The sequence below is a fragment of the Pseudomonas nitroreducens genome, assembly GCF_024170165.1.
Classification (GTDB): Bacteria; Pseudomonadota; Gammaproteobacteria; order Pseudomonadales; family Pseudomonadaceae; genus Pseudomonas; species Pseudomonas nitroreducens_C.
In genome coordinates this window covers 1-20,230 of the sequence record NZ_JALJXP010000006.1, presented here as the reverse complement: position 1 = coordinate 20,230, position 20,230 = coordinate 1, and the positions used below count along the sequence as shown (strand labels likewise).

The window sequence follows — 20,230 nt, the reverse complement described above, 5'->3', positions numbered from 1 at the left end:
TCTATTTCACTTTCATCGGTCAGCTGACTGCTCGGTCACGCTGACTGCGTGGTTATACTCCGACCCAGCCGTTGATAACCGGATCACATTCATGAGCGACGCCGCACGCGCCCCATCCGACTCCTCGCAGGCCCCCGAGGTCATCCTGCAGCTGCTCGCCAAGCTGGGCATACCGTCTCGCGAAGTCTGCGATGTCACCACGCTTCCGGCCGCGCGCCGGGTGCAGGCCAGCCTGCTGGAAGATGCCGTCGGCACCCTGCTGGTGCTGTTCCCGCAAAGCCAGCTGCTGGACCTCAACCGCCTGGCCGAACTCACCGGGCGCAAGCTGGTGGCGGTCAAGCCCGATCGCCTGGAGCGCATGCTCGGCAAGCACCAGCTCGGCCGCCTGCCGGCGCTGCCGCCGCTGACCAGCTCGCCGTGCCTGTATGACGAGCGCCTGCTGCAGGAACCCCAGCTGCTGATCGAATCCGGCGCAGCGGGCACGCTGCTGGAGATTCCCACCGCGTCCTTCCGCAGCCTGCTGGAAAAAGCCAGCGCGGCGCGTTTCGGCGTGGCGCTGGAATCGATCCGGCCGAACCTCGACCGCCCGGACGACGACCGCAAGGAAATCACCCAGGCCGTGCAGGCGTTCACCGCCCGCCGCATCCAGCAGCGCCTCGAGGAAACCATCGAGATTCCGCCGCTGCCGGAAACCGCACAGAAGATCATCAAGCTGCGCGTCGACCCCAACGCCACCGTGGACGACATCACCGGCGTGGTGGAAACCGACCCGGCGCTGGCCGCGCAGGTGGTCAGCTGGGCGGCATCGCCCTACTACGCCGCGCCCGGCAAGATCCGCTCGGTGGAGGACGCCATCGTCCGCGTACTGGGCTTCGACCTGGTGATCAACCTCGCCCTGGGCCTGGCCCTGGGCAAGACCCTGAGCCTGCCCAAGGACCAGCCGCAGCACGCCACGCCCTACTGGCACCAGGCGATCTACACCGCCGCGGTGATCGAGGGCCTGACCCGTGCCGTGCCGCGCGCCGAGCGACCGGAAGCCGGCCTGACCTACCTCGGCGGCCTGCTCCACAGCATCGGCTACCTGGTCCTGGCACACATCTTCCCGCCGCACTTCTCGCTGATCTGCCGGCACCTGGAGGTGAACCCGCACGTCGAGCACAACCTCGTCGAGCAACACCTGCTGGGCATCACCCGTGAGCAGATCGGCGCCTGGCTGATGCGCACCTGGGACATGCCGGAAGAGATCTACACCGCGCTGCGCTTCCAGCACGACCCGACCTACGCCGGCGACTGCTCGGCCTACGCCAACCTGGTCTGCCTGGCGACCCGCCTGCTGCGCAACCACGGCATCGGCAGCGGCCCGGAGACCGACATTCCGCAGGACCTGCTGGATCGCCTGGATATCCCTCGCGAGAAGGCCGAAGACGCCGTGCGCAAGGTACTCGACGCCGAGGCGGTGCTGCGCGAGCTGGCCAGCCAGTTCAATCCTGCGCACTGAATGTACCAACGCTGAAGCCGTTGCGATGCAGACATGAAAAAGGCCCCGTCAGGGGCCTTTTTTCTGTTCGTCGAAAGCGCCTCAGGCGGCTTTCTTGTCGCTGCCCGGAGCCGCCTTCTTCTTCGGCTTGAGGTACTTCACCAGGCCCTGGAACCAGATCACCAGACCGGGGTTGCCCTGGATCTGGATGTCCTTGTTCTGGATGCCCTGCATGAAGGCCAGCTGCGGGTTCTTCGAGGTCATGGTGGCGAAGCCGTAGGCGCCGTCCTTGAAGCCCAGGGCGAAAGCCGGCTGCGGGTGGGTGCCGCGACGGGCGCTGACCTTGAGGTCCTTGACGATGTAATGGCGGGCGACCTTGCCGTCGAGCGTGTGGAGCTGGAACACCAGGTCCTTGCCTTCGAGCTGCTTCTGGAACGCCGGGTTTTCGCGACTGGCCTTGGCCATCAAGCGACCGAGCATCCACAGGAGAAGACGGAATTTCATGCACAAACCTCGACGTTCGAGACAATAGTCTGCGCATTGTAGCCAGTTTGAAAACGGACTACATCCGGTCTTTTGGAGGGATTATGTAACGGGAGGAGGCAACCCGGAGCCGCTCTGGCTCCGGGTCAGAGGCGATCAGTTGACCGCGTCTTTCAGCGCCTTGCCCGGTTTGAAGGCAACGGTATTGCTGGCTTTGATCTTGACCGGCTGGCCGGTTTGCGGGTTCTTGCCGGTACGGGCGCCACGGTGGCGCTGAACGAAGGTACCGAAACCGACAAGGGTAACGCTGTCCTTGCGGTTGAGCGCGCCAGTGATTTCATCCAGCAGCGCGTTCAGCACCTTGTTGGCTTGTTCTTTGGTGAGGTCGGCCTTCTCGGCGATCGCGGCGGCGAGTTCTGGTTTACGCATAAATGCCTCTTTGACGGTTTGTTGTTGTTGTGTCCGTGCTGTCTTCCCAACAGCGCCCAAGGCACCGCAGGCTTGCCGTACAGGCTCTAGGCTGCGGCAGACGGGGGGAGAATGGCACGCCGAAAGCTGGTACGCCAGTATCGTCTGACAATTTGCGAGCAGTTTCCCAAGGCAAATCCGCCATTGGCGAGGACTGTCACGCCAGCAGGGCAGGCAACTCCTTGTTCAGGGAGAGTTTTTCGCTCACCGCGGCCCCTGTGAGGGCATATCCGAGCAATCGACCGGCGGTATCCCGGCACAGCACCTTGAGGTCCGGGCCAGAGCCTTCCACCCGCCATTCGCCTTCGCTGCCACGCGGCGGCGGCGAGACCACCAGCGGGCAGACCGGGGTCTTCACCGTGACCGGCATGGCACCGTAGGCGACCGGCGTCGGTTTGCCGGCCAGCGTCTGCGCCAGTGCGCGGGCGCAGGACATCAGCGGCATCACGTAGAGCAGGTTGAGGCCGTCGACTTCGGCGCAGTCGCCCAGGGCGTAGATGTTGGCGTGGGAGGTGCGCAGCTCGCGGTTGACCATCACGCCGCGGTTGATGTCCAGGCCGGCGGCAGCGGCCAGGTCGATGCGCGGGCGCAGGCCGACGGCGGAAACGACCAGGTCGCAGGGGATCACCTGGCCATCGGAGAGGTGCGCTTCCAGGCCGTCACCGGCGCGCACCAGGCTGTTCAGCACCGGTCCCAGGTGGAAGCGCACGCCGAGGCCTTCCAGCCCCTGCTGCACCGCCTGGGCGGCAGCCGGATGGAGCAGGCCGGGCATGACCTGCTCGCAGGGCGCTACCACGTCGAGCTGGTAGCCGCCGCTGGAGAGATCGTTGGCAAACTCGCAGCCGATCAGGCCGGCGCCCAGCAGCAGCACGCGGCGCTTGCCGGCGGCGGCACTGCGGAAGCGCGCGTAGTCTTCCAGGTCGTTGATCGGGAAGATCAGGTCCTGGGCGTCGCCCTCGACCGGTACACGGATGGTCTCGGCGCCCCACGCCAGCACCAGGTCGCGGTAGTGGATCTCTTCCTCGCCGATCCAGATGCGCCGATGGCCCGGATCGATGCCGGTGACACGGGTATGGGTGAGGATGCGCGCCTTGAGCTGATCGGCCATGGCGCCAGCCTCGGCCATGGCCAGGCCGTCGGCGTCCTTGTCCTTGGAGAAGCCGGTGGAGAGCATCGGCTTGGAATAGGAGCGGCCGTCGTCGGCGGTGATCAGCAGCAGCGGCGTCTCGCCATCCAGCTTGCGCCACTCGCGGGCCAGGTTGTAGCCGGCCAGGCCGGTGCCGATGATCACCAGCGGTGCGTTCTCGCTCATTGCTCTCTCACTTTAAAATCGCCACAGCGTAAAGACGGAACGGCGGCCCGGAAGCCACCGCATGTTAGTTATGCCACCAAGAATCCATTCAGGACCTGGCGAGCTAGAGCTTCCAACGCAGTTATGCCGACGCGCAGCCCGGTCATGGATGGATTCTCAGGAGATTTCGATCATCTCGAAGTCCATCTTGCCGACACCGCAGTCCGGGCAGACCCAGTCCGCCGGGATGTCTTCCCAGCGCGTGCCGGGGGCGATGCCTTCGTCCGGCAGTCCCAGCGCCTCGTCGTAGATGAAGCCACAGACCACGCATTGCCATTTGCGCATCAGCCAAGCCCTCCTGCGAATACCCAGTGAACCTAACCCGGTTTGCCTGCGCCAGCCAACGGCGCCCGCGCCGCCGGGTCGCGTCAGCAGGGCCAACCCGGCAGCCAGCCCAGTCTAACGCGCCGGGCCCAGACTGTCGGGCGCACAAACGCGAACGGCGGCCCGAAGGCCGCCGTCGCGGGAATCATTCCTGGCGGGATCAGCCGATTTCGATCATCTCGAAATCCAGCTTGCCGACGCCGCAATCCGGGCACAGCCAGTCTTCCGGTACGTCTTCCCAGCGGGTACCGGCGGCGATGCCCTCTTCCGGCCACCCCTTGGTTTCGTCATAGATCAGGCCACAAACCACGCACTGCCACTTCTTCATCAGCTATCACCCTCATGTTCTTGTCGCTTGGACGTCAGTGCATCCAATGTCCGGCTTTGTACTGGCGATGGGCTTGCGGCGCAAGTGCCGGGTGACGAGCCAAACCTTTGGTGGGGTTTCGTGCAACGCACTCTTGCGGACAACGCAATCGGCCGCACAAAGGCGCCATGTTAAGCTGCCGCGTCCCTGGCCAACCGCAGTCCAAGCCGTGCCCGAAGCCGCCCTGATCCACCCGCCCCGCTGGCTCACCGCCGCGCAGTTGCACCCCGCTCCCGCCGCCCAGGTGGTGGACTGGCTGTTCGACGACGGCTCGCTGACGCGCCGCCTGACGGCATTGTCCGCTGGCGCCTTCGCCGTGCAGCCGCTGGCCGAGGGCTGGCATCGCCTGCGCACCGACGAGTGCGCCGCGCTGGGCGTGCCCGACGGCAGCCAGGGCTGGGTGCGCGAGGTCTACCTGAAAGGCCACGGCACGCCCTGGGTGTTCGCCCGCAGCGTCGCCGCGCGCTCGGCTCTCGAAGGCTCCGGCTTCGACCTGCGCCTGCTCGGCACACGCTCGCTGGGTGAATTGCTGTTCAGCGACCGCGCCTTCCAGCGCGGCCCCATCGAGGTGTGCCGCTACCCGGCCGCCAGCCTGCCGGCCGACGTGCGCGCCGAGCGCCTCTGGGGCCGCCGTTCCTGCTTCAGCCGCGACGGCCTGGGCGTGCTGGTCGCCGAGGTTTTCCTGCCAACGCTGTGGCACCGGGTGGAACAACAGCCCGTATAATTCCCGGATCGTTTTCCGGAGGCCGCCATGTTCGTCGCCCTGATCAAACCCCTCGCCCGCCTGCATCCCCGCGCCTGGGACTTCATCCAGCTGACGCGCATGGACAAGCCGATCGGCATCTACCTGCTGCTCTGGCCGACGCTGTGGGCGCTGTGGATGGCCAGCGGCGGCGTGCCGAGCGTGAAGAACCTGGTGATCTTCGTCCTCGGCACCGTGCTGATGCGCATGGCCGGCTGCGTGATCAACGACTTCGCCGACCGCAAGCTCGACGGCCACGTCGAACGCACCAAGGCGCGCCCGCTGGCGACCGGCAGGATCAGCGTGCGCGAGGCCTGGATCGCCTTCTTCGTGCTGCTGGGGCTGAGCTTCCTGCTGGTGCTGTGCACCAACGCGCAGACCATCTGGCTGTCCTTCGGCGGCGCGGCGGTGGCGGCGCTCTACCCCTTCATGAAGCGCTACACCTACTACCCGCAGGTGGTGCTGGGCGCGGCGTTTTCCTGGGGCATCCCGATGGCCTTCACCGCGGCCAGCGGCACCCTGCCGGCGGTGGCCTGGCTGCTGTTCTTCGCCAACGTGCTGTGGACGGTGGCGTACGACACTTACTACGCGATGACCGACCGCGAAGACGACCTGAAGATGGGCATGAAGTCCACGGCGATCCTCTTCGGCGACGCCGACCGGGTGATCAACCTGAGCCTGCAGGGCCTGATGCTCCTGCTGCTGGTCCTGGCCGGCAACAAGCTGGCGATGCACCTGTATTACTACCTGGGCCTGGCCATTGCGGCCGGCTGCTTCGCCTGGCAGTTCCATTCGACCCGCGACCGCGAGCCGATGAAGTGCTTCAAGGCCTTCCTGCACAACCACTGGGCGGGGCTGGCGATCTTCCTCGGCACCGTGGCGGACTTCGCCCTGCGCTGATCACGGCGACCTTGTAGGAGCGAGCTTGCTCGCGAACCCGCTTGATACTGAAGTGCCAGGCAAGGTTCGCGAGCAAGCTCGCTCCTGCATAAAGCCGTTACGGCTTGGCCATGTGCCAGACGCCCATCTTGCCTTCGCCGACCCTGTCGCCGGCCTTCTTGTCCTGCACGAAGGTGTACAGCGGCTTGCCCTTGTAGGCCCACTGCACGGTGCCGTCATCGCGCTTGATCATGGTCCAGTCGCCCATCGCCTTGGCATCGGCCGAGGCCATCAGGGGCGGCCAGTTCTGCGCGCAGCCGCCATTGCACATCGACTTGCCGCCACTGTCCTTGTCGAAGGTGTAGAGCGTCATGCCCTTGGCATCGACCAGCATGCCGTTCTTTTCCATGCCGGGTGCCGCGGCCAGGGCGGACATCGCCGGCAGCATCAGGCCCAGTGCCAGGGCCGGGAATAGCAGTTTCATGAAGGCTTCTCCTCTGGTGAGGTGGAAACGGCGCGAGCATCGGTGCAAAGGCGGGCGAAATTGCAGGCAGGGCCGGCCAGGGCGACGTCGACAACGCACTCACTACCGTCATCGCAAGACTCCGGCAGGCTCCCTGCCGGCACACCGCCGACCGGGCCGGTGCGTTCCGCTTGTGCCGCGCGGTAAACGCGCGGCGACCCCAAGAGCATAGACGAGCGCTCTGGCGCGAGGCTCGGCTACCATCGGGCTGTCACATTCATGAAATATTTCCGTTATCTAATGCGGCGCATTACAGAAATTCTGAGGCCTCAGCATGGTTGGCAAGACAATCCTCATCGTCGATGACGAAGCTCCGATCCGGGAAATGATCGCCGTGGCCCTGGAGATGGCCGGCTACGAGTGTCTGGAGGCCGACAGCGCCCAGCAGGCACACGCGGTGATCGTCGATCGCAAGCCGGACCTGATCCTGCTCGACTGGATGCTCCCGGGCACCTCCGGCATCGAACTGGCCCGCCGCCTCAAGCGTGACGAGCTGACCTCGGCCATCCCGATCATCATGCTCACCGCCAAGGGTGAAGAGGACAACAAGATCCAGGGTCTGGAAGTCGGCGCGGATGACTACATCACCAAGCCCTTCTCCCCCCGTGAGCTGGTTGCCCGCCTGAAGGCCGTGCTGCGCCGCACCGGCGCCGGTGACAGCGAGACGCCGATCGAGGTCGGCGGCCTGATGCTCGACCCGATCAGCCACCGCGTGACCATCGACGGCAAACCCGCCGAGATGGGCCCGACCGAATACCGCCTGCTGCAGTTCTTCATGACCCACCAGGAGCGCGCCTACACCCGCGGCCAGCTGCTGGACCAGGTCTGGGGTGGCAACGTCTACGTCGAGGAGCGCACCGTCGACGTGCACATCCGCCGTCTGCGCAAGGCCCTGGGCGAGGTATACGAAAATCTGGTTCAGACCGTGCGCGGCACCGGGTATCGTTTCTCGACCAAAAGCTGATCGAGCTTCCAGCTCGACGGGTACAAGGAACGGAATTTCGTGACCCAGAACTGGAGTGGCGTGCTGATACGCCACCTGCTGCTAGTCGTCGCCGCCGGCGCCCTGCTCGGCCTGATCACCGGCCAGTACGGCTGGGCCATCGCCGTGGCGCTGGCCGCCTACCTCGGCTGGTCGACCTGGCAGCTGCTGCGCCTGCACAAATGGCTGAAGAACCACCAGCCCGATGAAGCCCCGCCCGATGGCTACGGCCTGTGGGGCGAGGTGTTCGACAGCATCTACCACCTGCAGCGACGCAACCAGCGCGCCCGCGGGCGCCTGCAGGCAGTGATCGACCGCATGCAGGAATCCACCGCGGCGCTGCGCGACGGCATGATCCTGCTCGACCGCGACGGCAACCTGGAGTGGTGGAACCAGTCCGCCGAGCGCCTGCTGGGCCTGAAGAGCCCGCAGGACGGCGGCCAGCCGGTGACCAACCTGGTGCGCCATCCGCGCTTCAAGGAATACTTCGAGGGCGAGGACTACCGCGAGCCGCTGGAGCTCTCCTCGCCGATCAACGACAACCTGCGCCTGCAGTTCCACATCACCCTCTACGGCGCCGGCGAGCACCTGATGCTGGTGCGCGACGTGACCCGCGTCCACCAGCTGGAGCAGATGCGCAAGGACTTCGTCGCCAACGTCTCCCACGAGCTGCGCACACCGCTGACGGTGATCGCCGGCTACCTGGAGACGCTGCTGGACAACGTCGAGGACGTCAATCCGCGCTGGACCCGCGCGCTGCAGCAGATGCAGCAGCAGGCCGGGCGCATGCAAAACCTGCTCAACGACCTGCTCCTGCTGGCCAAGCTGGAGGCCACCGATTACCCGGCGGACAACAAGCCGGTGGCGGTGGACCTGATGCTGCTGTCGATCCGCAACGATGCCCAGGCACTGTCCGGCGCACGCAGCCATCGCATCAGCCTGGAGGCGGATTCGAAGGTGAAGCTCAAGGGCAGCGAGGCGGAGTTGCGCAGCGCTTTCTCCAACCTGGTGTTCAACGCCGTGAAGTACACCCCCGACGAAGGTGAGATCCGCATTCGCTGGTGGGCGGACGAGCAAGGCGCGCACCTGGCCGTGCAGGACAGCGGCATCGGCATCGATCCCAAGCACCTGCCGCGCCTGACCGAGCGCTTCTACCGCGTCGATTCCAGCCGCAACGCCAGTACCGGCGGCACCGGCCTGGGCCTGGCCATCGTCAAGCACGTGCTGCTGCGCCACCGTGGCACCCTGGACATCAGCAGCGTACCGGGCAAGGGCAGCAGCTTCACCTGCCACTTCCCGCCGCAGCAGGTCGAGAGCCGCGCATAACGGTGCCCGACTTCGACTCTGGTATAGACGGGCTTGCCAGCCAGGCCCGACGAACCGCATTCTTGTCCGTCCATTCTTGACCCAACTGAACCATGGACCCTTCCCCTAGTAGCAACTTCCTCACCTATTTCGCCGATTTCGGCCTGATCCTGTTCGCCCTGTTCCTCGTCGTGCTCAACGGCTTCTTCGTCGCCGCCGAGTTCGCCATGGTCAAGCTGCGCTCGACCCGCGTGGAGACCATCGCCAACCAGCACGGCTGGCGCGGCACCATCCTGCGCAAGGTGCACAACCAGCTCGACGCTTACCTCTCCGCCTGCCAGCTGGGCATCACCCTGGCCTCCCTGGGCCTGGGCTGGGTCGGCGAGCCGGCCTTCGCCGAACTCCTGGAGCCACTGCTGGCCGCGGTCGGCGTGCACTCCGAGGAAGTCATTCGCGGCGTGTCGTTCTTCAGCGCGTTCTTCATCATCTCCTACCTGCACATCGTGGTCGGCGAGCTGGCGCCCAAGTCCTGGGCGATCCGCAAGCCGGAGCTGCTGTCGCTGTGGACGGCGGTGCCGCTGTACCTGTTCTACTGGGCCATGTACCCGGCGATCTGGCTGCTCAACGCCAGCGCCAACACCATCCTCAAGATCGCCGGGCAAGGCGAGCCGGGGCCGCACCACGAGCACCACTACAGCCGTGACGAGCTCAAGCTGATCCTGCACTCCAGCCGCGCCCACGACCCCAGCGACCAGGGCATGCGCGTGCTGGCCTCGGCGGTGGAGCTGGGCGAGCTGGAAGTGGTGGACTGGGCCAACTCCCGCGAGGACCTGGTCTACCTGGAACGCAGCGCGCCGCTGGACGACATCCTCGCCACCATCCGCCGCCACAAGTACAGCCGCTACCCGGTGTACGACAGCGAGAAGGGCGAGTTCATCGGCCTGCTGCACATCAAGGATCTGCTGCTGGCCCTGGCCACGCTGGACAGCCTGCCGGAGTCGTTCGACCTCGACGAGCTGACCCACCCGCTGGAGATGGTCACCAAGCACCTGCCGCTGGCCCGCCTGCTGGAGCAGTTCCGCCAGGGCGGCTCGCACTTCGCCCTGGTGGAGGAAGCCGACCACAAGGTCGTCGGCTACCTGACCATGGAAGACGTGCTGGAAGTGCTGGTCGGCGATATCCAGGACGAACACCGCAAGGCCGAGCGCGGCATCGTCGCCTACCAGCCCGGCAAGCTGCTGGTGCGCGGCGACACCCCGCTGTTCAAGCTGGAACGCCTGCTGGGGCTGGACCTGGACCACGTCGAGGCGGATACCCTCGCCGGGCTGGTCTACGACACCTTGAAGCGCGTGCCGGAAGAAGAGGAAGTGCTGGATACCGAAGGCCTGCGCATCATCGTGAAGAAGATGAAAGGCCCGAAGATCGTCCTTGCCAAGGTGGTGAAGCTGGACTGAGTCCCGCAAGCGCCCATGAAAAAGGCTGCCCCCGGGCAGCCTTTTTTGTTGGCAAATGCGCTTCTACAGGCTGGCGCCGGGCATCGCGTCCAACCGGATGGAATCAGTGCTCCCGAACCACCGCGAAGTTCGGCAGCGTATCCACCGGCTGGGAGAAGTCGTAGGGAATCGACTCCAGCGCCAGGCCGACGTTGCGCTGCACCACGAAGTGCAGGTGCGGGCCGCTGCTGTTGCCGGTATTGCCCGACTGCGCCAGCGGCGTGCCGGTAGCGACGCGCTGGCCCTCGCGCACCAGCACCGAGCCGCGCATCAGGTGCAGGTACACGCCCATGGTGCCGTCGTCATGCAGTATCCGCACGAAGTTGCCGGAGGGATTCTTGCCACGCCCGTCCTGGCCGTTCTCGATCTTCACCACGGTGCCGCCGCGCGCCGCGACGATGGGCGTGCCCACCGGCATGGCAATGTCCATGGCGTAGCGACCCTTGGGCGTGAAGTGGCTGTAGCGGCCGTTGGCGCCCTGGGTCAGGCGGAACGGTCCGCCGGTCCATGGCAGCGCGTACTGGTAGGACAACGGCGTCAGTCGCGGATCGCCCAGCGCATAGCGCAGCTTTGGCTTGTAGCGCAGCGGCCTGGCGGGATCGAGCGGCGCCAGGGTGGCGAGGCGAATCGAGCTGCGCGGCGGCAGCACCCAGCGGATCGGCCGCTCCGGCGCGCCCACGGCGTTCTGCACACCGGTCACGCTCAGCTCGACTTCCACCGGTGCGTACAGGTCGTTGCGCACCTGCAGGGTCTCGCCGCCGGCATGCTTCTTCGTCTCCAGCTTCACCTGTTCTTCCAGGTGCTCGACCATGCGATCGCGGAAAACGAACACAGCCGCACCCGCCACGGCCTTGTCCGTGTAGGTGACCACGCCATTGGCGTCGGTGTACTTGTAGATGGTCACGGCCGAAGCCGTCCCGGAGGCGGCCAAGAGACCGCACAGGAGGATACTGCGCCCTAGCATGTCGACTCTGGTTATAGGTATGGCGACGCTGGCAAGACTAGCAGCGTCGCCCCTGCGTCGCGACCTGCCGCCGGTCGGCCTGTGAAACAGTCCCGGTTGCCGGCGGGAGGATTTGTAACCGGATCAGGCGCCGGGCACGTAGTGCTTCTGCGAGCTGCCGCGGGCGATCAGGCGGGACAGGTAGTCGAGCTTCTGCGGGTCGCGGTCGACGAAGCGGAAGGTCAGCTGCAGCCACTCGCTGTCCGGCCTGGGCTCCAGCGCGGCGACGGCATGCAGGTAGCCGTTGAGACGGGCGACGTCGCTGTCTTCTTCCAGATCGAGCACGGCGCTTTCCAGCACCTGCGGCAGCGGCGCGCCGCGCTTCACCACCAGCAGCGCTTCCTTGAGGCTGAGCGCCTTGATCACGCAGGGCAGGCTCGCCGACGGCAGGCGCAACTGGCCTTGCTGGCCCTTGGCACCACTGCGGGCGGCCGGAGCGGGGGCAGCCGGTGCCGGAGCCGCCGGGCGTGGAGCAGCCGGCGCGGCCGCCGGGCGCAACACCTCGGCCTTGCCGCCGGTGAGGGCAGCCAGCGAATCATTGGGCATGGAACCCACCAGGCTGCGCTGCGGCGCCTGGGCTGCGAGAGCTTCCAGCTTGCCGGCGCGCGACAGCGCCTTCTTCACCTTGCTCACCAGCTGGTCATTGGAGAACGGCTTGCCGATGAAATCGGAGACGCCGGCCTGGATGGCCTGCACCACGTTGTCCTTGTCGCCTCGGCTGGTGACCATGATGAAGGGCGTGGTCTTCAGGTTGTCCTGCTCACGGCACCAGGTGAGCAATTCGATGCCCGACAGTTCGGGCATTTCCCAGTCGCAGAGGATCAGGTCGACGGCCTGGCGCGCGAGGAACTGCTGCGCCTTGCGGCCGTTGACCGCCTCTTCGATCTGCAGACCGGGGAAATGGTCCCGCAGCCCCTTTTTCACCAGGTCACGGATGAACGGAGCGTCATCCACCACCAGCACACTGACCTTGCCCATCGGCATCTCCCGAAAACGATAGGGCGAAGGATAGCCTTGCCGGGTGGCTACGTGCCATTGGTGCGGAACCGCTCGGCCATAAAATGACGAACCCGGCGCAAGGGCCGGGTTCGTTCTGGTACGAGCGTCAGGCTTATTCGGCCTTGTCCGGCTTGTTCTCGGACTTGCCCTGCACTTCTTCCTTCATGCGGGTCAGGCCGAGGTGGCGGACATCGGTGCCGCGCACCAGGTAGATCACCAGTTCAGCGATGTTGCGCGCGTGGTCGCCGATGCGCTCCAGCGAACGCAGGGCCCAGATGACGTTGAGCACGCGGGAGATGGCCCGCGGGTCTTCCATCATGTAGGTGACCAGCTCGCGCAGGGCGGTCTTGTATTCGCGATCGACGGTCTTGTCGTACTGCGCGACCGACAGGGCCAGGTCGGCGTCGAAGCGGGCGAAGGCGTCCAGCGCCTCCTGCACCATCTTGCGCACCTGGTTGCCGATGTGGCGCACCTCGACGTAGCCGCGCGGCGACTCGCCTTCCTCGCACAGCTGGATGGCGCGGCGAGCGATCTTCGAGGCTTCGTCGCCGATGCGCTCGAGGTCGATCACCGACTTGGAGATGCTGATGATCAGGCGCAGGTCGGAGGCAGCCGGCTGGCGGCGGGCGAGGATGCGCAGGCATTCCTCGTCGATGTTGCGCTCCATCTGGTTGATCTGGTCGTCGATCTCGCGCACCTGCTGGGCCAGGCCCGAGTCGGCGTCGATCAGCGCGTTGACCGCGTCGTTGACCTGCTTTTCCACCAGGCCGCCCATGGCCAGCAGATGGCTGCGCACATCTTCCAGCTCGGCGTTGAACTGCTGCGAGATGTGGTGGGTGAGGCTTTCTTTGTTGATCATGTGCAAACCCTTGAAAGGTGCGAAGTTCGGAACTCAGTCTTTTTCCGGTCTCAACTGGAGCATTGAGGCCCTTGAGAAATCTTCGCTGGCGCGAAGGCGGAGCGCCGACAGTACATCCCGTACGGCAAGCTCCGCCGACAAAGCCAGAGGAGATTTCTCATGGCCTCAACCGTAGCGACCGGTGATGTAGTCTTCCGTCTGCTTCTTGGCCGGGTTGGTGAACAGGGTATCGGTATCGCCGAACTCGATCAGCTTGCCCATGTACATGAACGCCGTGTAATCGGAGACGCGCGCGGCCTGCTGCATGTTGTGGGTCACGATGACGATGGTGAACTTGGATTTCAGCTCGTAGATCAGCTCTTCGATCTTCAGGGTAGAGATCGGGTCCAGCGCCGAGCAGGGTTCGTCGAGCAGCAGGACTTCCGGCTCCACGGCGATGGTGCGGGCGATGACCAGACGCTGCTGCTGGCCACCGGAGAGGCCGAGGGCGGATTCGTGCAGGCGATCCTTCACTTCATCCCACAGTGCCGCGCCCTTGAGCGCCCATTCGACAGCTTCGTCGAGCACGCGCTTCTTGTTGATGCCCTGGATACGCAGGCCGTACACCACGTTCTCGTAGATGCTCTTGGGGAACGGGTTGGGCTTCTGGAACACCATGCCGACACGGCGGCGCAGTTCGGCGACGTCGACGTTCTTGGCGAAGATGTTGTGGCCATCGAGGAGGATCTCGCCCTTCACGTTGCAGCCGTCGACCAGGTCGTTCATGCGGTTGAAGCAACGCAGCAGGGTGGACTTGCCGCAGCCGGACGGGCCGATGAAAGCGGTCACGCGCTGCTTGGGGATGTTCATGCTGACGTCGAACAGGGCCTGCTTCTCGCCGTAGAACAGGCTCAGGCCGGGCACTTCGAGGGCGACGGTCTCGCTTTCCAGGTTCATGCCCTGGCGGTCGCTGCGGCCGAGCGCGCCGATGTCGATGCCGTGGGATGAGTTTTCATGTTGCATGTTCAGTCTCCTTGGGAGGCTTGGCGGCGGGCACGGCCCGCCGCCTGCAGAATCAGTTTTCCAGCGCCTTGTACTTTTCGCGCAGGCGGTTACGAATCGCGATGGCCGAGAAGTTCAGCAGGGCGATCACCATCACCAGCAGCAGCGCGGTGGCGTAAACCAGCGGGCGCGCGGCCTCGACGTTCGGGCTCTGGAAGCCGACGTCGTAGATGTGGAAGCCCAGGTGCATGATCTTCTGGTCCAGATGCACGTAGGGGTAGTTGCCGTCCACCGGCAGCGCCGGAGCCAGCTTCACCACGCCCACCAGCATCAGCGGCGCCACTTCACCGGCGGCACGGGCCACGGCGAGGATCAGGCCGGTCATCATCGCCGGGCTGGCCATCGGCAGGACCACTTTCCACAGGGTCTCGGCCTTGGTCGCGCCCAGGGCGAGGGAGCCTTCACGGGTAGCCCGCGGGATACGCGCCAGACCTTCCTCGGTGGCCACGATCACCACCGGCACCGCGAGGATGGCCAGGGTCAGCGAGGCCCAGAACAGCCCCGGCGTGCCGAAGGTCGGCGCCGGCAGGGCTTCGGGGAAGAACATCCGGTCGAGCGAGCCGCCCAGCACGTAGACGAAGAAGCCCAGGCCGAACACGCCATAGACGATCGCCGGAACACCCGCGAGGTTGTTCACCGCGATGCGGATCACACGGGTCAGCAGGCCCTGGCGAGCGTACTCGCGCAGGTAGACCGCGGCGATCACACCGAACGGGGTGACGATCACGGCCATCACCAGGGTCATCATCACGGTGCCGAAGATGGCCGGGAAGATACCGCCCTCGGTGTTGGCTTCACGCGGGTCGTCGCTGAGGAATTCCCACAGCTTCTTGAAGTAGAAGCTCAGCTTGGTGGCAACGCCCATCTGGTTCGGCTGGTAGGCGTGCACCAGCTTGCCGACACTGATTTCGGTCTGCTGGCCGGTGGCATCGCGCATGACGATGCTGTCGCGGTTGAACTCCTGGTGCAGGCCGTTGAGCTGCTCTTCCAGCACCTTGTACTGGGCGTTCAGCTCGGCGCGGCCGGCGGCGATGTCAGCCTCGGCGGTGGCATCCAGCTTGTTGTTCAGCTGCAGGCCACGTTCCTTCAGGCGCAGGCGTTCCAGGCCGTGGTTGATGCCGCCGATATCCCCCTTTTCCAGCTGATAGAGCTTGGCGTAGAGCTCATCGACGCGCTTCAGGCGGGTCTGCAACTCGGCCATGGCGCCCGGTCCTTCGGCGACCACCTTGCCGTTTTCCTTCACGCTCAGCAGGTAGCCATAGAAGTTGCCCCACTCGCGGCGCTCCAGGGTGACCAGTTCGGCTGGGTGGCGGCGGTCGGTGAGCCATTCGCCAATGACCCAGGAGAAGTCGCTGCCGTACAGGTCGCGGTTGCCCAGCTTGAGCAGTTCGCGGGTCATGAACTCGGGAGCGTTCGCCGGCACCGGCAGGCCGGCGCCGCGCAGACGTTCGCGCGGTACCTGCTCGATCTGCACTTCTTCACCGATCAGTGTCTTGGGTGCTTCACCGGGGACGGTGTAGGTCGCCTCGATCACGTCCGCCGGCCAGAAGTGGCCGAGACCGCGCACGGCGATCACGGCGAGCAGGCCGATGGTCATGATCACGGCGATGGACACCGCGCCCGCGTTCATCCACACCCAGGGAGAACCGCTGGCAAACCACGCTTTGACGGATTCCTGTTTCTGTTTCACGGAACGTAGCCTCGTCGGGCGCCGCTTAGAGCGACGCGTATTTCTTGCGCAGGCGCTGACGGATCAGCTCTGCCAGGGTGTTCATCACGAAGGTGAAGGACAGCAGTACCAGTGCCGAGAGGAACAGCACGCGGTAGTGAGTCCCGCCCACCTCCGATTCGGGCATTTCCACTGCGACGTTCGCCGCCAGCGTGCGCATGCCCTGGAAGATGTTCACGTCCATGACCGGGGTGTTGCCGGTGGCCATCAGCACGATCATGGTCTCGCCCACGGCGCGACCCATGCCGATCATCAGCGCGGAGAAGATGCCCGGACTGGCGGTCAGAATCACCACGCGGGTCAGCGTCTGCCAGGGCGTGGCGCCCAGGGCCAGGGAGCCGTAGGTCAGGCTGCGCGGCACGCTGAAGATGGCGTCTTCGGCGATGGAGAAGATGTTCGGGATCACCGCGAAGCCCATGGCCAGGCCCACTACCAGGGCGTTGCGCTGGTCGTAGGTGATGCCCAGGTCGTGGCTGATCCACAGGCGCATGTCGCCGCCGAAGAACATGGTCTCCAGGTGCGGGCTCATCCACAGGGCGAAGGCGCCGGTAGCGAGGACCACGGGGATCAGGATCGCCGCTTCCCAGCCGGCCGGCAGGCTCAGGCGGATGCGCTCGGGCAGGCGGCTCCAGATCAGGCCGGCAGCGAGGATGCCCAGCGGCGTGAGCAGCAGCAGGCTGAAGATGCCCGGCAGATGACCTTCGACGTACGGCGCGAGGAACAGGCCGGCGAAGAAGCCGAGAATCACGGTCGGCAGCGCTTCCATCAGCTCGATCACCGGCTTCACCTTGCGGCGCATGCCCGGAGCCATGAAGTAGGCGGTGTAGACGGCGGCGGCGATGGCCAGCGGAGCGGCAAGGATCATCGCGTAGAAGGCGGCCTTCAGGGTACCGAAGGTCAGCGGCGACAGGCTCAGCTTGGGCTCGAAGTCGGTGGTCGCGGCGGTGGACTGCCAGACATAGGACGGCTTGTCGTAGCTCTCGTACCAGACCTTGCCCCACAGCGCGCTGAAGGACACTTCCGGGTGCGGGTTGCTCAGGCTGAAGCGACGCAGCTCACCACCCTGTTCGAGAATCAGGCGGTTGGCGCGCGGCGAAAGGGCCATCGGGCCGGCGGCCGAGGCGACGTTCTCCACCAGCAGCGTTCGGTGCGCAGTACTGTGGAAGATGCCCAGGTTGCCCTGCTTGTCGATGGCCAGGAAGCCCTTGCGGCGCTGCTCCGGCGCGATGCTGGAGATCGGCTGGTCGCCCAGCTTGAAGTCCCGCACGTGGGACAGGCGCGGTTCGCCATCTTCACCACGGGCCATGAACCACTGGGTGATGCCACCCTTGGAATCGCCGACCATCAGCGAGATGCCACCCAGCAGCTGGCTGCTGGCGGTCACTGCGGCGGAGGCATCATCCAGCAGCTTGTAGCGGCCGTTGAGCTGGTGGCTGTTCAGGTCGAACACATCGGCCTGCGCGCGGCCATTGAGCACATAGAGCCACTGCTTGCGCGGGTCCATGTAGATGGCCTTCACCGGGTCGGCGATCTGCGGCAGGTTGATGCGCTCTTCCTGCAGGGTGCTCTCGCCGGTCAGCATGTTTTCCTGCTGGGTCAGGCCGAGCAGGAGCATTTCGCTGCCGGTGGACGCGGCCAGCAACAGGCTGTCATCACCCGAGACGATCGCCACGTGCTCCAGCGGACGACCCTGGGGATCCAGGTTCATCGGTGCTTCGCCGTAGGGATAGTCGATATGCGGGGTGATGGTCTTCTTGTTGTCCGGGTAGGTGACCTTGTAGTTGTGCTTGAACACCAGCACCTGGCCGTTGGACAGGCCCAGCGCGACGGTCGGGTGACCCGGCTGGTCCTCGGCGATGGAGGTGACGCTGGTGCCGGCAGGCAACTTCAGCGCAACGCGGTCCATCTCGTCGCCTTTCTTGGCGTCGAAGAACACCACTTCGCCGTTTGCGGCGACGCGCATGCCCACCATGTTCTGCTCTTCGATGCTCAGCAGCAGCGGCGCCTGGGCCGTCTTCAGCCAGGCCGGAGCCAGGGGATCACGCGTCTCCAGTTCGGCGCCACGGAACAGCGGCAGCACGACATAGGCCAGGTAGAAGAAAATCAGGGTAATGGCGGCCAGCACGGCGAGACCGCCGACCAGCACGTACCAACGGGTCAGTCGATCCTTGAGCGCCCGGATACGGCGCTTGCGCTGCAGGGCAGGCGTATTGAAATCGATCCGCTCGGGTTGAGAAGAAGTCATCGGGGAGTTGGCCATGTCGTTCATGGAGTGACACCCTAGCGGCCCTATATGACAGAAAGATGACATGGAGGTGACGCGACAAAGCCCGCCAGCAGAGCCATGCTGGCGGGCTCGGTCGAGTATGCGTCAGCCCATGCCGGGCGGGGATTTCCGCCCGATTGGAGGACTGATTACAGACCCAGGTCCTTGATCGCTTTTTCGGCGACTTTGGACGGCAGCGGGATGTAGCCGTCTTTCACGACAACCTGCTGGCCAGTCTTGGAGAGCACCATCTTCAGGAACTGTGCTTCCAGCGGGTTCAGCGGCTTGTTCGGCGCCTTGTTGACGTAGACGTAGAGGAAGCGCGACAGCGGGTAGGAGCCGTTCAGGGCATTCGCCTCGTTGTCTTCGATGAACTCGCCGCCTTCTTTCTTGGCCAGGGCAACGGTCTTCACGCTAGCGGTCTTGTAACCGATACCGGAGTAGCCAACGCCGTTCAGGGACTGGCTGACCGACTGTACAACGGAAGCCGAACCCGGCTGCTCGTTCACGTTCGGCTTGTAGTCGCCTTTGCACAGGGCTTCTTCCTTGAAGTAGCCGTAGGTGCCGGATACGGAGTTACGACCGAACAGTTGCACAGGCTTGTTGGCCCAGTCGCCGGTCAGGCCCAGGTCACCCCAGGTCTTCACTTCCGCCTTGGCGCCGCACAGGCGGGTGGAGGAGAAGATGGCGTCGACCTGTTGCATGGTCAGACCCTTGATGGGGTTGTCCTTGTGCACGAAGATCGCCAGGGCGTCCACGGCAACCGGAACAGCGGTCGGCTTGTAGCCGTACTTCTGTTCGAAGGCCTGCAGCTCGACGTCCTTCATCTTGCGGCTCATCGGGCCCAGGTTAGCGGTGCCTTCGGTCAGAGCCGGCGGCGCGGTGGAGGAACCGGCGGCCTGGATCTGCACGTTCACGTTCGGGTACAGGCGCTTGTACTCTTCCGCCCACATGGTCATCAGGTTGGCCAGAGTGTCGGAACCGACGCTCGACAGGTTGCCCGACACGCCGCTGGCTTTCTGGTATTCCGGCAGGGCCGGATCGATCGCGGCTACCGCACTGGCGGTGCCTACGCCTGCAGCGACAAAAGTCAGGGCCGCCATCAAACGCTTGAGTTTCATGCCTTGCTCCTTAAGGAGAATGGGGTTGGATGGAACGGGGGCCAGTATCGTCAGGCCGCATGAAGACTCTATGACACGAATGTGACAGCTGGATGAAATGCCATCATTGAGGCAGCAGTGGCTTTGTAACAGGTACAGCGCTGCCTGCAGGAAAGGGCAACGAGTGCTGAAATGGCCGTTCTAGAGGGGCTACGAGCCCTTCTCTCAGCTCAGGGACTCAGCTATGGCGGGCCTCATCCAGCCATGATCATGGCCACGAGGAAACAGCCCATGCACACCAGGTACGGCAGCAGGAGCCATTTATAGATGCCGTGCCGGCGCCCCAGAAAGAAGCCGAATCCCGGGATGACCAAGGCGAGAAGCGCAGCCGGCCCGGCTCGCGTCACAAGCAGGCCGAAGGCAAGCAATTGACCGACGCTGAGGCTCAGGACGCCCAGCAGGATCAAGGTCGAGATCAACGTTTCCATGTCGGGCGGCGTCCTTTTTTTGCCATAAAAGCAAAACCCCCGGCCAGCGATGCTGACCAGGGGTCTTGGGATAGGAGCTTGACGATGACCTACTCTCACATGGAGAAACTCCACACTACCATCGGCGATGCGTCGTTTCACTACTGAGTTCGGGATGGGATCAGGTGGTTCCAACGCTCTATGGTCGTCAAGCAATTCTTTATGGACGCTCGTGGCAAGTGCACACGCTCATCCAGATTCGGGTATGTGACAGGTAATTTGCGGTTCACACGAACTTTCGGTTCGTTACGTCTTCACCGTACAACACGCAAATTGTTTGGGTGTTATATGGTCAAGCCTCACGGGCAATTA

At 64.8% G+C, this 20,230-nt stretch carries 20 protein-coding genes and 1 rRNA gene; 6 read left to right on the top strand and 15 right to left on the bottom strand.

Going from position 1 to position 20,230, the window contains the following annotated elements; translation table 11 throughout:
• The first annotated feature begins 91 nt into the window (after nucleotides 1-91).
• Nucleotides 92-1,498: an aminoacyl-tRNA deacylase and HDOD domain-containing protein gene (locus J2T47_RS13360; RefSeq protein ID WP_253447382.1), complete on the top strand. Its 1,407-nt coding sequence runs from the start codon at nucleotides 92-94 to the stop codon at nucleotides 1,496-1,498.
• 81 nt (nucleotides 1,499-1,579) lie between these two features.
• On the opposite strand, the gene J2T47_RS13355 is transcribed toward J2T47_RS13360, so the two are convergent.
• The 5 genes from J2T47_RS13355 to J2T47_RS13335 all read right to left on the bottom strand — a co-directional run bounded on the left by J2T47_RS13355 (nucleotide 1,580) and on the right by J2T47_RS13335 (nucleotide 4,431).
• Nucleotides 1,580-1,981 (bottom strand): helicase, encoded by a 402-nt coding sequence (locus J2T47_RS13355; RefSeq protein WP_081515143.1) that lies wholly within the window; start codon nucleotides 1,979-1,981, stop codon nucleotides 1,580-1,582.
• Nucleotides 1,982-2,116: 135 nt separating this feature from the next.
• Complete coding sequence (locus J2T47_RS13350; protein ID WP_017520695.1) at nucleotides 2,117-2,389, bottom strand: HU family DNA-binding protein; 273 nt, start codon at nucleotides 2,387-2,389, stop codon at nucleotides 2,117-2,119.
• Nucleotides 2,390-2,585: 196 nt separating this feature from the next.
• Entirely contained in the window at nucleotides 2,586-3,740 is a 1,155-nt protein-coding gene (locus tag J2T47_RS13345; RefSeq protein ID WP_253447379.1) for an NAD(P)/FAD-dependent oxidoreductase, read from the bottom strand.
• Between the two features lie 156 nt (nucleotides 3,741-3,896).
• Entirely contained in the window at nucleotides 3,897-4,064 is a 168-nt protein-coding gene (locus tag J2T47_RS13340; RefSeq protein ID WP_045217729.1) for a rubredoxin, read from the bottom strand.
• 199 nt (nucleotides 4,065-4,263) lie between these two features.
• On the bottom strand, nucleotides 4,264-4,431 hold the full coding sequence (locus J2T47_RS13335; RefSeq protein WP_015479573.1) for a rubredoxin: 168 nt from the start codon (nucleotides 4,429-4,431) through the stop codon (nucleotides 4,264-4,266).
• Between the two features lie 223 nt (nucleotides 4,432-4,654).
• On the opposite strand from J2T47_RS13335, the gene J2T47_RS13330 reads away from it, so the two are divergent.
• Together J2T47_RS13330 and ubiA are read left to right on the top strand one after the other, a co-directional pair.
• Nucleotides 4,655-5,194 (top strand): chorismate lyase, encoded by a 540-nt coding sequence (locus tag J2T47_RS13330; protein WP_253448142.1) that lies wholly within the window; start codon nucleotides 4,655-4,657, stop codon nucleotides 5,192-5,194.
• A 27-nt stretch (nucleotides 5,195-5,221) separates the two neighbouring features.
• Entirely contained in the window at nucleotides 5,222-6,112 is an 891-nt protein-coding gene (gene ubiA / locus J2T47_RS13325; protein WP_253447376.1) for a 4-hydroxybenzoate octaprenyltransferase, read from the top strand.
• A 97-nt stretch (nucleotides 6,113-6,209) separates the two neighbouring features.
• Here the strand turns inward: ubiA and J2T47_RS13320 are convergent, their stop codons facing one another.
• Complete coding sequence (locus J2T47_RS13320; protein WP_253447373.1) at nucleotides 6,210-6,575, bottom strand: COG4315 family predicted lipoprotein; 366 nt, start codon at nucleotides 6,573-6,575, stop codon at nucleotides 6,210-6,212.
• A gap of 313 nt (nucleotides 6,576-6,888) precedes the next feature.
• Here J2T47_RS13320 and phoB point away from each other — a divergent pair, with 313 nt between their 5' ends.
• From phoB to J2T47_RS13305, 3 genes are all read left to right on the top strand, one after another.
• Nucleotides 6,889-7,578, top strand: coding sequence for a phosphate regulon transcriptional regulator PhoB (phoB, locus tag J2T47_RS13315; RefSeq protein WP_138217117.1), 690 nt, complete (start codon nucleotides 6,889-6,891; stop codon nucleotides 7,576-7,578).
• A gap of 39 nt (nucleotides 7,579-7,617) precedes the next feature.
• Nucleotides 7,618-8,922 (top strand): phosphate regulon sensor histidine kinase PhoR, encoded by a 1,305-nt coding sequence (gene phoR / locus J2T47_RS13310; RefSeq protein ID WP_253447370.1) that lies wholly within the window; start codon nucleotides 7,618-7,620, stop codon nucleotides 8,920-8,922.
• Nucleotides 8,923-9,014: 92 nt separating this feature from the next.
• Complete coding sequence (locus J2T47_RS13305; RefSeq protein ID WP_253447367.1) at nucleotides 9,015-10,355, top strand: hemolysin family protein; 1,341 nt, start codon at nucleotides 9,015-9,017, stop codon at nucleotides 10,353-10,355.
• Between the two features lie 103 nt (nucleotides 10,356-10,458).
• On the opposite strand, the gene J2T47_RS13300 is transcribed toward J2T47_RS13305, so the two are convergent.
• From J2T47_RS13300 to rrf, 9 genes are all read right to left on the bottom strand, one after another.
• Nucleotides 10,459-11,358, bottom strand: coding sequence for a peptidoglycan DD-metalloendopeptidase family protein (locus J2T47_RS13300; protein WP_253447364.1), 900 nt, complete (start codon nucleotides 11,356-11,358; stop codon nucleotides 10,459-10,461).
• 123 nt (nucleotides 11,359-11,481) lie between these two features.
• Entirely contained in the window at nucleotides 11,482-12,375 is an 894-nt protein-coding gene (locus J2T47_RS13295; protein WP_253447361.1) for a response regulator, read from the bottom strand.
• Nucleotides 12,376-12,508: 133 nt separating this feature from the next.
• On the bottom strand, nucleotides 12,509-13,255 hold the full coding sequence (phoU, locus tag J2T47_RS13290; protein ID WP_253447358.1) for a phosphate signaling complex protein PhoU: 747 nt from the start codon (nucleotides 13,253-13,255) through the stop codon (nucleotides 12,509-12,511).
• A gap of 165 nt (nucleotides 13,256-13,420) precedes the next feature.
• Nucleotides 13,421-14,257 (bottom strand): phosphate ABC transporter ATP-binding protein PstB, encoded by an 837-nt coding sequence (gene pstB, locus J2T47_RS13285; RefSeq protein ID WP_253447355.1) that lies wholly within the window; start codon nucleotides 14,255-14,257, stop codon nucleotides 13,421-13,423.
• A gap of 52 nt (nucleotides 14,258-14,309) precedes the next feature.
• The gene (gene pstA / locus J2T47_RS13280; RefSeq protein ID WP_253447352.1) at nucleotides 14,310-15,986 is read right to left on the bottom strand and encodes a phosphate ABC transporter permease PstA; all 1,677 of its coding nucleotides are present in this window, start codon (nucleotides 15,984-15,986) and stop codon (nucleotides 14,310-14,312) included.
• 25 nt (nucleotides 15,987-16,011) lie between these two features.
• Entirely contained in the window at nucleotides 16,012-18,045 is a 2,034-nt protein-coding gene (locus J2T47_RS13275; protein WP_253448139.1) for an ABC transporter permease subunit, read from the bottom strand.
• Nucleotides 18,046-18,440: 395 nt separating this feature from the next.
• On the bottom strand, nucleotides 18,441-19,412 hold the full coding sequence (pstS, locus tag J2T47_RS13270; RefSeq protein ID WP_253447349.1) for a phosphate ABC transporter substrate-binding protein PstS: 972 nt from the start codon (nucleotides 19,410-19,412) through the stop codon (nucleotides 18,441-18,443).
• A gap of 233 nt (nucleotides 19,413-19,645) precedes the next feature.
• Nucleotides 19,646-19,879, bottom strand: coding sequence for a hypothetical protein (locus J2T47_RS13265; protein WP_253447346.1), 234 nt, complete (start codon nucleotides 19,877-19,879; stop codon nucleotides 19,646-19,648).
• A 76-nt stretch (nucleotides 19,880-19,955) separates the two neighbouring features.
• A 5S ribosomal RNA gene (gene rrf / locus J2T47_RS13260) occupies nucleotides 19,956-20,071 on the bottom strand.
• Nucleotides 20,072-20,230: the final 159 nt, after the last annotated feature.